Raw genomic sequence first — 13,005 nt, forward strand, 5'->3', positions numbered from 1 at the left:
TAAGCGCTCGTACCAAAACAAGTAGTGGGCGCCCGAGCGCCGGGACAAACTGAGTACACCCCGGGTTTGTCCTAGGTGGTCCCACCTTTTAGACCCCAAAAAGTCGAGTATTCCAATTCATTGCCGCGCCCTTAATCGCCGTGCAAATGTTGTCCCAACGGAACTCCAGGGGGTTAGCAAAAGGGGATTTGCTGGAATTCCGTTTCTCACACAAAACTCTGGAAAAGGATTAATACAATGACTGGTCTCATGGTTTCAATGCTGGCATTCGTCGCCGGCGTCAAGGAAAAGCTCGGATCCGAAAAGGGCGCCACCGCTACTGAATACGGTCTGCTCGTGGGCCTCATCGCCCTGGCCATCACGATCGGCGTCGGTCTCTTCGGCACCGCCCTGAACACCTTCTTCGGCGGTCTCGCCACCACGGTCGCCGGCTGGTAGCCAGCTCCACCACCAGTTCTCAGATTCAAGGAGTGCCGCGTCCGCAGTCGCGGGCGCGGCACTTTCCATTACATCGGGCTGCACATTCCTCGGGGGGAAATCGTGAAACGCAGCAAAGTTCAAAAAGGGCGGGAACGGGGCGCGGTGGCCGTCGAGTTCGCCCTTGTCGCACCGATCCTCTTGGCAATCGTCGTGGCGATTGTGGAGTTTTCAAGCTTCTACAATCTGCAAATCTCGGTAACCCAGGCGGCCCGCGAGGCGGCCCGCGAAATGGCTGTCACCAAAAACGCCGGCCAGGCGGTCGCCGCGGGAGTGGCCGGCGCGCCGGGCCTGGGTATACCCCCGGGCAACATCACGTTTTCGGCCGGCGGTTGCGCGACGCCGGGCGCCACCGTCATCGCCACCATCACGTTCACCCGCGCCTCTCTGACCGGATTTTTCGGCCCTACAGTCACAGTCAACGGACGGGCGGCAATGCGATGCGGCGGTTAATCAAACTCGGGCAGGAGCCGGACAGCGAGAGAGGGGCCGCCGGCGTTCTCGTCGCCGTGATGCTGCTTGTCCTCCTCGGAGTGGGTGCCATATCCGTCGACGTCGGCCAGATGTACGCCGAACGCGCTGAACTGCAGAATGCGGCAGATGCCGGCGCGTTGGCCGGCGCGGAGATCTGCTCCGTCGCCGGGGGCTGTGCGCAGGCGGACGCAGATGCAGTAGCAGCGCTCATCGCGAACCAGAACTCCAGGGACGCGCGTTCAAACGTCCGTTTTGTGGACCTGAGCGTTGCCGGCGATATAACCGTCGGCACCTCGACCATCAACGGCGCCACCGGCTCCAGCTTCCTGAGCAAGCTTTTCGCCAATGCACTCAATACTCCGAATGTCACCGTCGGGGCAAACGCCACCGCGTACTGGTATTACCCGACCCGCGGCCGCAGCATTCTCCCGCTGACCTTCGCCGGATGCGAATTCATCAACGACGGTCTCCCACACAAGATTTTGACGCAGGGCGGGGGGCACGGCGCAGTGGACTGCAACGGCCTGAATCCTTCCAACCAGATCATTCCGGGCGGCTTCGCCTGGCTGGCGCCGGACGGTAACACGGGCTGCCAGGTGACGGCGGAGGTTGGTCAGTGGAGCGCCACCAGCGCCGGCGCGTCAATGCCGACGGGGTGCGGCGCCTTGTTCGAGCCTTCGTTGGTCGGGACAACGGTGGCAATACCGGTCTACGAGTACACGTGCACCGGAGTGTTGTCCCCCTGCACCGGTAGCAATGTCCGATACATGATCCAAAAGTGGGCCGGCTTCAGGGTCCTGGGATGGTCCTTCCCCGGGAATTCACACGATCCCACCCATGTCTTCGGCAGCAGCGAGAAGGGACTCTATGGGACGTTCGTCGGATACTCCGGCGATCCGTCCATCTTTACGGGTGGATCGACCACCCCTAACGGAAACGTGACGGTGAAAGCACTCAAGAAATAGCCGCCACAAGGTCTCAACATCAGAAACAAGTTCATTTCTAAAGGGGTGGAAGAATTGAAAGCTCGCCTACTGGGAGGCATAGCCGCACTCGTTGTGGCCATTATCGGGACCGTTCTACTTGTGTCCTACGTCCAGGGCGCCGACAAGCGTGCCATGGCCAACACGGAGACCTCCGAGGTATACGTGGTTCAAAAAGAAATCGCCGCCGGGACTGCCGCGGCGAACTTTGGCGACTCGGTCGTCAAGAAGACCGTGCCGAAGGCAACGGTCGCAACCAACAGCGTCACTACATTGGCTGACCTTGGCCAGAAGGTCTCGGCCGTGGGACTCGTCCCCGGCGAGCAACTGCTTACAACCCGGATGGTTGAACCGGCGCAACTGCTCGGCCCCGGCCGCGCTCCGGTGCCGTCCGGGCTGCAGGAAGTTACGGTCAAACTCCCCATCGATCGGGTTATCGGGGGAAGCCTCAAGGCCGGAGACACCGTGGGCGTCATCATCTCCTACAAGGAGAACGAAAAACTCAACGTCCCGGATCAGACCAAGCTGGCATTCCACCAGGTAATGGTCACCGCGGTCCAGAACTCCTCCGGTGCCGTGGCCCAGGATCAGAGCTCAACGACGACAGGCACTGCCTCGGATGGTTCCATGGGTTCCAATTCGAGCGCGGCTCAGCCGGCTGGCGGATACCTCGTCACTATGGCCAGGTCCGCTGTCGATGTGGAGAAGATCGTCCATGCGATTGAGTTCGGCACGGTGTACCTCAGCAAGGAATCTGCAAGCTCGACGCAGGACAACACCGGCGTCATGGAACGCATCAGGGTATTCCAATGAGCCGCTTCGTATTGATCACGCCAAATGGCGACTTTGAACGTAAGGTCCGCTCAGCCACGGCCGGTATGAGCGGCAGCCTGCAGTGGTTCCAGGCGGACTATCTCCCGGACGGTCCGGACGAGTTTCTCAGCCAGCTTCTGGGTGAGCCGCCCGAGGTACTGATCCTCGGTCCGGGGCTGGAACTGGACGACGTGCTAAAGCACGCGGCACTCCTGGATCTGCAGTATCCGGAGATCAGTGTCGTCGTCGCCGCAGAGCAGACGCCGGAGCTGATTCTGGCGGCAATGCGCTCCGGAGTGCGGGATATCCTCTCGCCCTCAGCGGAGGTCGATGGCATCCGGTCCATGGTCGAACGTTCCAGCCTGGCGGCCGCCGGCCGCCGGAGGGGCCTGATCCCCGGCACCGCAGAGTCTCCGTCGAGTGGTACCGGCGGCCGCGTCATAGCGGTCATGTCCCCGAAGGGCGGGGTTGGCAAGACAACCATCGCGACAAACCTCGCTGTCGGTCTGGGAAAGCTGGCGCCCATGGGAGTCGTGATCGTCGACCTTGACCTGCAGTTCGGGGACGTCGCCAGCGGCCTGCTGCTGGAACCTCAACACACAATCACGGATGCGGTGTCAGGTGCGGCCAGCCAGGACTCCATGGTGCTCAAGACCTATCTGACCCTGCATTCGGCAAACATCTATGCACTGTGCGGGCCGCGGAATCCTGTAGAAATGGACGGCATCACGGCCGCACACATCACCAACCTGCTGAGGCAACTGCGGCATGAGTTCCAGTACGTGGTCATCGACACAGCCCCCGGTCTCGGGGAGCACGTCCTTGCCGCGCTCGAGCAGGCCACGGACGCTGTCTGGGTGTGCGGCATGGACGTGCCCAGCATCCGCGGACTCCGCACGGGTTTCCATATCCTCAACGAACTGGGGCTGCTGCCGGAAAGCCGCCACGTGGTCTTGAACATGGCTGATGCCAAGGGCGGCCTCTCGGTGCCTGACGTGGAAGCAACCATTGGAGTACCCGTTGACATAGCTATTCCGCGGTCCCGAACCCTGCCGTTCTCGACCAACAAGGGTGTGCCCCTCCTCCAGGACGGCCGCAGGGACGTCGCGGCGAAGGGCCTGCGGCAACTTGTGGAGCGCTTCAAGCCGAACTGGCAGGAACGAACACATCGCAAACTCCATCGAAGGGCGGTAGTCCAGTGAGCCTCACCAGCAGATTTGACCAGTTGCGCCACGGTAACCAGCCCGCCGACGCGGATTCGCCGCGGGTTCCCGAGGCGCTTCCGCCCACCCTGAGCCGCATCCAGGAAGCCAAGGCAGCCGACGCTGCCCATGCTGCCCTGGTGGTTCAGGAGGCCGGCCCCAATGCCGGCATGGCGAGCGAGGCTCTCCGCGGGCTCAAGGAGCGGGCAAGTCAAGCGCTCTACGAACGGCTCGGCTCCCGGATCTCGGACTCCTCGATGGATGAAGCTGAGCTGCACCAGCAGGTCAGGGATGAGCTCAAGGAGGTCGTTGACGAGGAACAAGTTCCACTCACCTCGGCCGAACGGCAGCGCCTGACGCGGGAAATCATCGACGACGTCCTGGGCCATGGTCCCATCCAGCGCTTCCTTGACGACCCGGAAATCACGGAAGTCATGGTCAACAGGCACGACAGCATCTACGTGGAGCGGTTTGGCCAACTTCAAAAGACGGATGCCAAATTCAGCTCGGACGAAGCACTCCGCCGGGTTATTGAACGCATCGTCTCACGAGTTGGACGACGGATCGATGAATCGTCGCCCTTGGTGGACGCCCGGCTTGCCGACGGCTCACGTGTAAATGCCATCATTCCGCCTCTGGCCGTCAACGGGCCCTCGCTGACCATCCGGAAATTCGCCCGCGAGGCGCTCACAGTGGAGAAGCTGATCGAATTCGGCAGCCTGTCGCCGGAAATGGCGGAGCTCCTGCGGGCGTGCGTCCTGGCCCGCATGAACATCATCGTCTCGGGCGGAACGGGTACCGGAAAGACAACGTTGCTCAACGTCCTGTCGTCGTTCATCCCGGAGACTGACCGCATTGTGACCATCGAGGATGCTGTGGAACTGCAACTGCAGCAGGAGCACGTGGTCCGGCTGGAGAGCCGGCCCGCGAACATCGAAGGCCGCGGCGAGATTTCCATCCGCGAACTCGTTCGCAATTCACTCCGTATGCGGCCGGACAGGATCGTCGTTGGCGAAGTCCGCGGCGGCGAATCACTGGACATGCTCCAGGCCATGAACACCGGCCATGACGGGTCCATCTCCACTGTTCACGCGAACTCTCCCCGGGATGCGGTAGCCCGATTGGAGACCCTGGTCCTGATGGCAGGGATGGACCTGCCTCTCCGCGCCATCCGCGAACAGGTCGCCTCCGCGGTAAACCTCATAGTCCATATCACGAGGCTCCGGGACGGTACCCGACGGGTAACCCACATTACCGAGGTCCAAGGCATGGAAGGCGACATTGTCACGCTCCAAGATGCCTTTGTCTTCGACTACTCTGCCGGCGTCGACGCCAGCGGACGGTTCCTCGGCAAACCTATTCCCACCGGCGTCCGTCCCCGCTTTACCGACCGGTTCGTGGAACTTGGCATCCCGATCTCCGCCGCCGTCTTTGGCGCCCATCTGGGGAGCATCCGGTGATTCCCGACGACCTCCCCCCTGCCGTGATGGTCCTGGGGCTCGCCTTCGTCTACACATCCCTCGCCATACTTTTCTGGGTTGTCCTGAAGTCCCGCAACGTCATCTCGGCTGAACGGCGCAGACCGGGCGCCCCGGTGCAGGCCACCGGCCTGACGAAGTTGACAAATGCGACCCTCGGCGTGATTGATGCCAGGATCCAGCCTAGGTCCGGTGGAATACTGTCCCGCCGAAATCTGGATGCGGCCGGCCTCAAGAAACAACCGGCCGACTACTTGCTGATCGCGGGTCTCATCACGGTCTTTGTGGGGGTTTTCGGCTTCCTGCTGGGCGGCTTGTTCGCCGCGGTGCTCATGATCGTTGGCACCATCGTCGGGCTCACGATGAGCGTGAAACTCCTCACCTCGCGCCGTCAGGCGAAGTTCGACGATCAGGTCCCGGACACCCTCCGGATGCTCGCCGGAGGCATGCGGGCAGGGCACAGTTTGTTGCGGTCCCTGGATGCGGCAGCTCAGGAAAGCGACGCTCCAATGGCGGACGAACTTAGCCGGATCGTCAACGAGACCCGCATCGGACGGGACCTCGGCGAATCCCTGATCGACGTCGCCGACCGGACCAAGAACGAGGACTTCAGCTGGATTGCCCAGGCAATCGAGATCCACCGTGAGGTCGGTGGGGATCTGGCCGAGGTGATCGATCATGTCGGCGAAACCATCCGTGACCGGAATCAGATCCGACGCCAGGTCAAAGCCCTCAGCGCTGAAGGAAGGATGTCAGCCATCGTCCTGCTGTCGTTGCCGGTCGTGTTGTTCATCTCCCTGCAGTTCATCAATCCGGTCTACGCCAAGACATTCTCATCAACGGTTCCCGGGTACATCATGATGGCTGTCTCGGCAGTCATGCTCAGCCTGGGGGCCTTCTGGCTCAGCCGTCTCATCAAGCCGAAGTTCTGAGGAGTCAACATTATGCAACCCCTCGCAATGGCCGCAGTGTTGGCCATCATTATCCCCATCTCGGGTATGGTCTGGTTCGCTTTCACAGGTGATCGCGCCGGTCTCCGGAACGTCCGCACCAACCTCGGCCGGAAGTCGGCGGCGCCCTCTGTCAAGCTGAATACGGGCGAGCAGTTTGCCGCCCTCAGCAAGAAGCTCGCGCCCGTCGGCTACGTCGCGTGGCTGGATAAGCAACTCGCCGGCGCAGGGCGGCCCAAGGACTGGCCGCTCGGGCGTCTCCTGATGGTCAAGCCGCTACTGGCACTCGGCGGGGCTGTTGTTGGCGTGGTGATGTTCCTGGTCGGGCCCTCACCTCAGCGGCTTCTCATAGCAGTGGCTGTCCTGCTGTTCGCCTATTTCGTTCCGGACCTCCTGCTCCGCACAAAGGCCGAGAAGCGGCGCGAGGCAATCCGGTTGGAACTGCCAAATGCACTGGACCAAATGCTGATTTCAGTACAGGCCGGGCTTGGCTTCGAGGCCGCTATGGCGCGGAGCGCGCAAAACGGTACGGGGCCGCTGGCGGATGAGTTCAGCCGGACGTTGCAGGACATGCAGGTCGGTCGTGCCCGCAAGGACGCCTACCTCTCATTCGCTGCACGTGTCGATTCGCCGGATCTGCGCAGCTTCATCCGGGCAGTCGTTCAGGCCGACACCTATGGCATCGCCATCGCTAAGGTCCTGAAGGAACAGGCCCAGGAGATGCGGACGAAACGTCGCCAACGCGCGGAAGAGCATGCAATGAAGATTCCCGTGAAGATCCTCTTCCCGTTGATTTTCTGCATCTTCCCCACGCTCTTCATCATCTTGTTGGGCCCTGCCGTCCTGGGCATCATCGCGGCGTTTTCTTAGGAGGAGTCATGGTAATTAAGGCAGCAGGGTTGCGGCGGCTGATCAGGCGCCTGGCGGTTCCGCTCCACACCAACGAGCGGGGAGCCACGGCCACGGAATACGGCGTGCTGGCCGGATTCATTGCCATCGTCATCGTTGTCGGGGTGGGAGCCTTCGGAACGGCACTTAACCTGCACTTCACCTGGCTCAGCGCCGGAGTGAAGGCCGCGCTCGGCATCCCCTAACAAAATAGACCTCCTCACGAAGTGCGGGCTGCTTCATTGCCGCACCGGCGCTATGGCGCCGCAGATACCGGACCCCCTTGGACCCCAGAGCCAAGGGGGTCCTCCTGTGTCCGAAACAAGGTGAGCGCCAGCGCAGAATCTGCGCAGGGAACGTACAGGAAACATGCAGTTTGGGAAGCCTTGGCACAGGATGCGTCAAGGTCGAATCCTCGGCGTGTCGCTCGTTGCTATGTTCCTCTCAGTGCTGGTGCAGGGCCAGCCTCCCAACTCGCTCAGGAGTCACCCATGCGTTCCTTTTTCTCCAATCTCGCAACCCGCCTTCGCCGCGACCAGCGCGGCGCCACCGCCGTCGAATACGGCATTATGGTCAGCCTCATCGCCGTCGTAATCATCATCGCCGTCACCGCTCTCGGCGGCACTTTGCAGGACACATTCACGCAGGTCCAGTGCTCCGTCAGCAGCGGGACCTTGGTCCCCCGTGCCGGCGACGTAGCCGCGTCCTGCACCCCGTAAGCACGCCGGCCCAGGCCCGGCGCGTCCGTCAATGACTGTGTGGTGGCGGCATCAAGCCGCCACCACACAGTCATCTCAGGGAGAATCATCGCGGGAAAGGCGGTCCCCATGTCCAAGACAAAGGAACGGGGCGCCGTCGCGGTTGAATTCGCCTTGCTCGCTCCAGTTCTGGTGATGCTTCTGCTCGGCATCATGGAATTTGGCCGGGCTTACAACGTTCAGAGCTCCCTTTCCAGCGCCGCCCGCGAAGGCGTTCGAGTCATGGTGATCGGGAACAACCCAACCGCTGCCCGGACTGCGGCGAAGAACGCTGCCGTTTCAGTGCAACCCGCTCTGAGCGATGCCAACATCACCTTCAGCCCCGCAACATGCGCCCCGGGGGCCCAGATGACGCTCAAGATCACTTACAACCTGGCCACCATGACCGGAATCGCAGGACCGTTTGCGATGGAAGGCAAAGGGGTGATGTTGTGCAACGGTTGACACACAGGCAAGGGGACGGCGAGCGCGGGGGCATCAGCGTCTTGGTCGCAATCCTCATGGTGACCCTGCTCGGTTTCACCGCAGTCGCCGTCGATGTCGGCATGCTGTACGCCGAGCGGACGCAGCTTCGCAACGGCGCCGACGCAGCCGCGTTTGCCGTCGCGCAGAAATGCGCGCGGGACCTCAACGACCCGGACTGCTCTACAACGTCCGCGTTGGCCCGCAGCCTCGCCAACGGCAATGCCGGCGATGGAAAAACGAACGTCTCCTCGCTGGACCTGGACAAAGCTGCGGGCACTGTCAAAGTGACAGCAGGAGCCCAGGAAGCCGGTAAGGACCCAAACCGTGTCTCGCTATTCTTCGCGCGGGTATTCGGCATTAGCGATGCCGAGGTCACGGCCGGGGCCAGTGTGCGGTGGGGCCAACCGGTGGCGGGACCTCTGCCGTTTCCCCTTGCCTTCTCTGTTTGCCAGGTCAGATTCCGGGTGGGCAGCGGCCTGCAGCAGCTGCAGAGCCATGGCGACAACGCCAACCCCGACTGCCTCTACGGGCCCTCCGGAGCCCCGGTTCCGGGTGGGTTCGGGTGGCTGACGAGCAGCCCGGGAGTGTGCGGCGGCCTCATTGACATCAAAGCGGGCGACGCCAGCAACAGTTCGGGCAACAGCTACCCGGGCACCGTCTGCGACAGCGTCCTGCAGAAGTGGGCGGCGGACATCACCGCCAACAAGGACGTCGTTGCCCTGCTGCCTGTCTTCGACAGAGTGACAGGGACAGGGGCCAACGCCAAGTACCAGCTCACGTCCTTCGCCGCATTTTACGTCAAGGGATGGAAGTTCAGCGGCACTGACAACGAGCTGCCGAAATCCTTCCACCACACGAGTCCCACAGTTCCCAGCTCCGTCGCCTGCACGAACAACTGCCGGGGCATCATCGGCAGCTTCAAGGAGTACGTATCGCTCGCCGACGGCTACACCTACGGAGTGACCACCGAGGACTCCGGCGTCGACGTAGTGCGCCTCACGCAATAGTTTTCAGCACCCCCGTAACTCTTAAGTTCAGGAGCAGTCTTTGAAGTCACGCTTGTTGGCCGGCGTCGCCGCCCTCGTCCTGGCGATCCTTGGGGCATTGTTGGTGGTCAGCTACGCGCAGGGCGCCGATACCAGGGCAGTCCAGGGACTGGATCCGGTCGCCGTCCTCGTCGTCAAGAAGGCCGTACCTGCCGGCACATCGGTTGCAGCCCTGACAGCATTCGTGGCGAGTGAGCAGCTTCCCGGTAAGTCGGTCACCAAGTCAGCGCTGAAGAACCTCGACGGCCTGGCGGGAAAGGTCACCGCCGTCGAACTGCTCCCCGGCGAGCAACTGGTCGCGGAACGTTTGGTCGCGCCGGAGGACCTCAAGACGAGCGGGTCCGTGGACGTCCCGGAAGGCCTGCAGGAAGTTTCGTTCCAGCTGGAGCCGCAGCGCGTCGTGGGCGGCAGGATCGCACCGGGTGACCGCGTCGGCATCTTCATCAACCTGAAGGATGGCGGCCTCGAGGCCAAACCTGAAAAGCAGACAACCCAGCTCTCCATCCATAAGGTACTCGTGACGGCCGTGCAGCGGGCCCCCGTTGCCACCCCCTCGCCGCAACCCTCAGCCGACGGTTCAGCGCCCCCGGCAGAGGACATGTCCCTGCCTACCGGGTCCCTGATGCTCACCGTTGCAGTGAACGACGTGGATGCCACAAAAATTGTCTACGCATCGGAGTTCTCCGAATTCGCGAGCCTCTGGCTGAGCAAAGAGCCGCTCAACGCCACGGACAGCGGCAAACCCGGAATCATGACAAAACCGGAGGTCTACAAATGAGTCGCTTTGTCCTGATCACCCCCAACACCGACTTCGACGCACGCGTCCGGCAGGCCTTGGCTGGGGGGATTCCGGGCGGGCTGCAGACCTTCGCGTTCGTCAACCCCTCCGACCCCGGCGAGCTGTTCGCCAACCTCAACCAGGAACGCCCCGAGGTGCTCATCCTGGGGCCGGACATCCCGGTGGAGGACGCCCTGCGGCTCGCCACGGTCTTCGACGTCCAATTGCCGGAGCTCAGCGTCGTCCTCGTCGGCGAGCCGGACCCCGCCTTCATCCTGCTCGCCATGCGGGCCGGCATCCGCGACATCCTCAGCCCCGACTCGGATCCGACACAGATCCGGATGCTGCTGGAACGGGCCTGCCAGTCCTACACGAGCCGGAGCCGGACCACAGCCGTCCAGCAGGCCGAGGGCCCCAAGGGCCTGGTCATCGGCGTCTTCTCCCCCAAGGGCGGTGTCGGCAAGACCACCATCGCCACCAATGTCGCCATCGGCCTGGGCAAGGTCGCCCCGATGGGCGTGGTCATCGTGGATCTGGACCTGCAGTTCGGGGACGTGGCGTCCGGACTCTACCTGAACCCCGAGCACACCGTCACGGACGCGGTCTCCGCCGCCGCCAGCCACGACTCCCTGGTGCTCAAAGCGTTCCTGACCGTCCACCCCAGCAACATCTACGCCCTCTGCGCGCCACGGAGCCCGGAGGAAGCCGACGACATCACCCCCCAACAGGTTTCCAGGCTCCTAGAGCAACTCGCGGAACAGTTCCAGTACGTCGTTGTGGACACCGCGCCCGGCCTGCCCGAGGTGGGCCTGGCCGCCATGGAACAGTGCACCGACGTCGTCTGGGTCACGGCCATGGACGTCCCCAGCATCCGCGGCCTCCGCTCCGGCCTCGGAATCCTCCGCCGCCTGGACCTGCTGCCGGAAACCCGCCACGTGGTCCTGAACATGGCGGATTCCAAGTCCGGCCTCAGTGTCCAGGACGTGGAGGCCACCATCGGCGCGCCCGTCGACGTCAGCATCCCCCGTTCCAAAGCAGTGGCGTTCTCCACCAATCGCGGCATCCCGGTGCTGCAGGACGGCCGCAAAGACCCTGCCATCAAAGGCCTCAGGCAACTTGTGGCGAGGTTCGATCCCGCTTGGCGGGCCCGAGCGCAAAAGAAGCTGCACCGCCGGGTGGTGGTCTAAGTGAAGCTCTCCGATCGGCTCCGCACCGCCGAAGGAACCCTGCCACCGGCCGGAAGTCCCGCCCCGACACCGCCGCCAGCGCGGCTGCCCTCCCCGGTCGAGCCGACGGCGTCCCCTGCCCCCGCCGTAGAACTCCGCAAGCCCGTCGCCACAGTTCCGCCGGCTTTCGCCGAGCCGTCAGAGACCTACCGGTCCAAGACCCAGCAGCCGGTCGACGTTTTCGCGGCCCTCAAGCAACGCGCCGCGACCGCCCTCTTCGAGCGGATGGGGAGCAGATTCAACGACTCCGCCGCCAAGGAGGACGACCTGCGCACGTCCGCGCGGGAGGAGCTCATCCGGATCATCGACGCCGAGCAGGTCCCCCTCTCCGTCGAAGAACGCTCCCGCCTCGTCCAGGACGTCGCCGATGATGTGCTCGGCTACGGCCCCCTGCAACGCCTCCTGGACGATCCTGCCGTCACGGAAATCATGGTCAACTGTATGGACCAGATTTACGTCGAACGGCACGGCAAGCTGACCCTGACCGAATCGCGCTTCAGCTCCGAAGACCACCTGCGCAAAGTTATTGAGCGGATCGTCTCCAAAGTGGGCCGACGCATCGACGAGTCTTCCCCGCTTGTGGACGCCCGCCTCGAGGACGGTTCCCGCGTCAACGCAGTGATTCCCCCGCTCGCGGTGGGCGGCTCCTCGCTGACCATCCGAAAGTTCAGCAAAGTGCCGCTGACCGTGCGAAACCTCATCGAGTTCGGCACCCTGACGCCTGAAATGGCAGAGCTGCTGAACGCCTGCGTGAAGGCGAAGCTGAACATCATCGTCTCCGGCGGCACCGGCACCGGCAAGACGACGCTGCTCAATGTGCTGTCCTCCTTCCTGCCCGACGACGAGCGGATCGTCACCATCGAGGACGCCGTCGAACTGCAGATCCAGCAGCGCCACGTCGTCCGGCTCGAAAGCCGTCCGCCCAACACCGAAGGCAAGGGCGAGGTCACCATCCGGGAACTGCTCCGCAACTCACTGCGTATGCGCCCGGACCGGATCGTGGTGGGCGAGGTCCGCGGCGGTGAATCCCTGGACATGCTCCAGGCCATGAACACCGGCCACGACGGATCCCTTTCCACTGTCCACTCAAACTCGCCCCGCGACGCTGTCGCACGCCTGGAAACCCTCGTGCTGATGGCAGGCATGGACCTGCCGCTGCGGGCGATTCGCGAACAGATCGCCTCAGCCGTCAACCTGATCGTCCAGATTTCACGCCTCCGCGACGGCACCCGCCGGATCACCCACGTCACCGAGGTCCAGGGCATGGAAGGGGACATCGTGACGCTCCAGGATGCCTTCGTCTTCGACTACTCAGCCGGCGTCGACGCCCACGGCCGCTTCCTCGGCAAACCGGTGCCCACCGGCATCCGCCCACGGTTCATCGACCGGTTCGAGGATCTGGGTATCTACGTCTCCCCCAGCGTCTTTGCGGCCCCGCTGGCCGCGGCCGGAAGGGTGTGACCCAGG

15 protein-coding genes are annotated in these 13,005 nt (G+C 63.2%); all 15 read left to right on the plus strand.

Annotated features, from left to right (window positions below):
• Window positions 1-237 precede the first annotated feature (237 nt).
• The 15 genes from LDO13_RS13555 (at window position 238) to LDO13_RS13625 (ending at window position 12,999) form a co-directional block, all read left to right on the plus strand.
• A complete protein-coding gene (locus LDO13_RS13555) occupies window positions 238-438 on the plus strand; it encodes a Flp family type IVb pilin (RefSeq protein ID WP_224047238.1) in 201 nt (66 codons plus the stop codon).
• A gap of 102 nt (window positions 439-540) precedes the next feature.
• Window positions 541-930: a TadE family protein gene (locus LDO13_RS13560; protein WP_224047239.1), complete on the plus strand. Its 390-nt coding sequence runs from the start codon at window positions 541-543 to the stop codon at window positions 928-930.
• A gap of 59 nt (window positions 931-989) precedes the next feature.
• Entirely contained in the window at window positions 990-1,916 is a 927-nt protein-coding gene (locus LDO13_RS13565) for a pilus assembly protein TadG-related protein (RefSeq protein WP_263422133.1), read from the plus strand.
• 45 nt (window positions 1,917-1,961) lie between these two features.
• A complete protein-coding gene (locus LDO13_RS13570; RefSeq protein ID WP_263422134.1) occupies window positions 1,962-2,747 on the plus strand; it encodes an RcpC/CpaB family pilus assembly protein in 786 nt (261 codons plus the stop codon).
• Window positions 2,744-3,949 carry an AAA family ATPase gene (locus LDO13_RS13575; protein WP_224047242.1) on the plus strand — a complete coding sequence of 402 codons (1,206 nt, stop codon included), beginning with the start codon at window positions 2,744-2,746 and terminating at the stop codon, window positions 3,947-3,949. Before LDO13_RS13570 ends, LDO13_RS13575 begins: the two co-directional genes overlap by 4 nt.
• 170 nt (window positions 3,950-4,119) lie before the next feature.
• The gene (locus LDO13_RS13580) at window positions 4,120-5,409 is read left to right on the plus strand and encodes a CpaF family protein (RefSeq protein ID WP_224049790.1); all 1,290 of its coding nucleotides are present in this window, start codon (window positions 4,120-4,122) and stop codon (window positions 5,407-5,409) included.
• Complete coding sequence (locus tag LDO13_RS13585; protein ID WP_224047243.1) at window positions 5,406-6,359, plus strand: type II secretion system F family protein; 954 nt, start codon at window positions 5,406-5,408, stop codon at window positions 6,357-6,359. The genes LDO13_RS13580 and LDO13_RS13585 overlap by 4 nt, the downstream gene beginning before the upstream one ends.
• A gap of 12 nt (window positions 6,360-6,371) precedes the next feature.
• On the plus strand, window positions 6,372-7,247 hold the full coding sequence (locus tag LDO13_RS13590; protein ID WP_224047244.1) for a type II secretion system F family protein: 876 nt from the start codon (window positions 6,372-6,374) through the stop codon (window positions 7,245-7,247).
• Between the two features lie 8 nt (window positions 7,248-7,255).
• Entirely contained in the window at window positions 7,256-7,471 is a 216-nt protein-coding gene (locus LDO13_RS13595; RefSeq protein ID WP_224047245.1) for a Flp family type IVb pilin, read from the plus strand.
• Between the two features lie 285 nt (window positions 7,472-7,756).
• The gene (locus tag LDO13_RS13600) at window positions 7,757-7,984 is read left to right on the plus strand and encodes a Flp family type IVb pilin (protein ID WP_224047246.1); all 228 of its coding nucleotides are present in this window, start codon (window positions 7,757-7,759) and stop codon (window positions 7,982-7,984) included.
• A gap of 108 nt (window positions 7,985-8,092) precedes the next feature.
• On the plus strand, window positions 8,093-8,467 hold the full coding sequence (locus LDO13_RS13605; RefSeq protein ID WP_224047247.1) for a TadE/TadG family type IV pilus assembly protein: 375 nt from the start codon (window positions 8,093-8,095) through the stop codon (window positions 8,465-8,467).
• Window positions 8,455-9,495, plus strand: coding sequence for a Tad domain-containing protein (locus tag LDO13_RS13610; protein ID WP_224047248.1), 1,041 nt, complete (start codon window positions 8,455-8,457; stop codon window positions 9,493-9,495). Before LDO13_RS13605 ends, LDO13_RS13610 begins: the two co-directional genes overlap by 13 nt.
• A gap of 40 nt (window positions 9,496-9,535) precedes the next feature.
• Entirely contained in the window at window positions 9,536-10,312 is a 777-nt protein-coding gene (locus LDO13_RS13615; RefSeq protein WP_224047249.1) for an RcpC/CpaB family pilus assembly protein, read from the plus strand.
• Window positions 10,309-11,499, plus strand: a complete 1,191-nt coding sequence (locus LDO13_RS13620) for an AAA family ATPase (RefSeq protein ID WP_224047250.1) — start codon at window positions 10,309-10,311, stop codon at window positions 11,497-11,499. The genes LDO13_RS13615 and LDO13_RS13620 overlap by 4 nt, the downstream gene beginning before the upstream one ends.
• Window positions 11,500-12,999, plus strand: coding sequence for a CpaF family protein (locus LDO13_RS13625; RefSeq protein WP_224047251.1), 1,500 nt, complete (start codon window positions 11,500-11,502; stop codon window positions 12,997-12,999).
• The last annotated feature ends 6 nt before the right edge of the window (window positions 13,000-13,005 follow it).

The sequence above is a fragment of the Arthrobacter sp. NicSoilB4 genome, from assembly GCF_019977335.1.
Classification (GTDB): domain Bacteria; phylum Actinomycetota; class Actinomycetes; order Actinomycetales; family Micrococcaceae; genus Arthrobacter.

Bases quoted from the DNA above. Each gene is read 5' to 3' on its own strand.
- LDO13_RS13600 (WP_224047246.1), top strand. From the start codon at position 7,757: ATGCGTTCCTTTTTCTCCAATCTCGCAACCCGCCTTCGCCGCGACCAG.
- LDO13_RS13565 (WP_263422133.1), top strand. From the start codon at position 990: ATGCTGCTTGTCCTCCTCGGAGTGGGTGCCATATCCGTCGACGTCGGC.
- LDO13_RS13590 (WP_224047244.1), top strand. From the start codon at position 6,372: ATGCAACCCCTCGCAATGGCCGCAGTGTTGGCCATCATTATCCCCATC.
- LDO13_RS13605 (WP_224047247.1), top strand. From the start codon at position 8,093: ATGTCCAAGACAAAGGAACGGGGCGCCGTCGCGGTTGAATTCGCCTTG.
- LDO13_RS13580 (WP_224049790.1), top strand. From the start codon at position 4,120: ATGGCGAGCGAGGCTCTCCGCGGGCTCAAGGAGCGGGCAAGTCAAGCG.
- LDO13_RS13555 (WP_224047238.1), top strand. From the start codon at position 238: ATGACTGGTCTCATGGTTTCAATGCTGGCATTCGTCGCCGGCGTCAAG.
- LDO13_RS13575 (WP_224047242.1), top strand. From the start codon at position 2,744: ATGAGCCGCTTCGTATTGATCACGCCAAATGGCGACTTTGAACGTAAG.
- LDO13_RS13620 (WP_224047250.1), top strand. From the start codon at position 10,309: ATGAGTCGCTTTGTCCTGATCACCCCCAACACCGACTTCGACGCACGC.
- LDO13_RS13595 (WP_224047245.1), top strand. From the start codon at position 7,256: ATGGTAATTAAGGCAGCAGGGTTGCGGCGGCTGATCAGGCGCCTGGCG.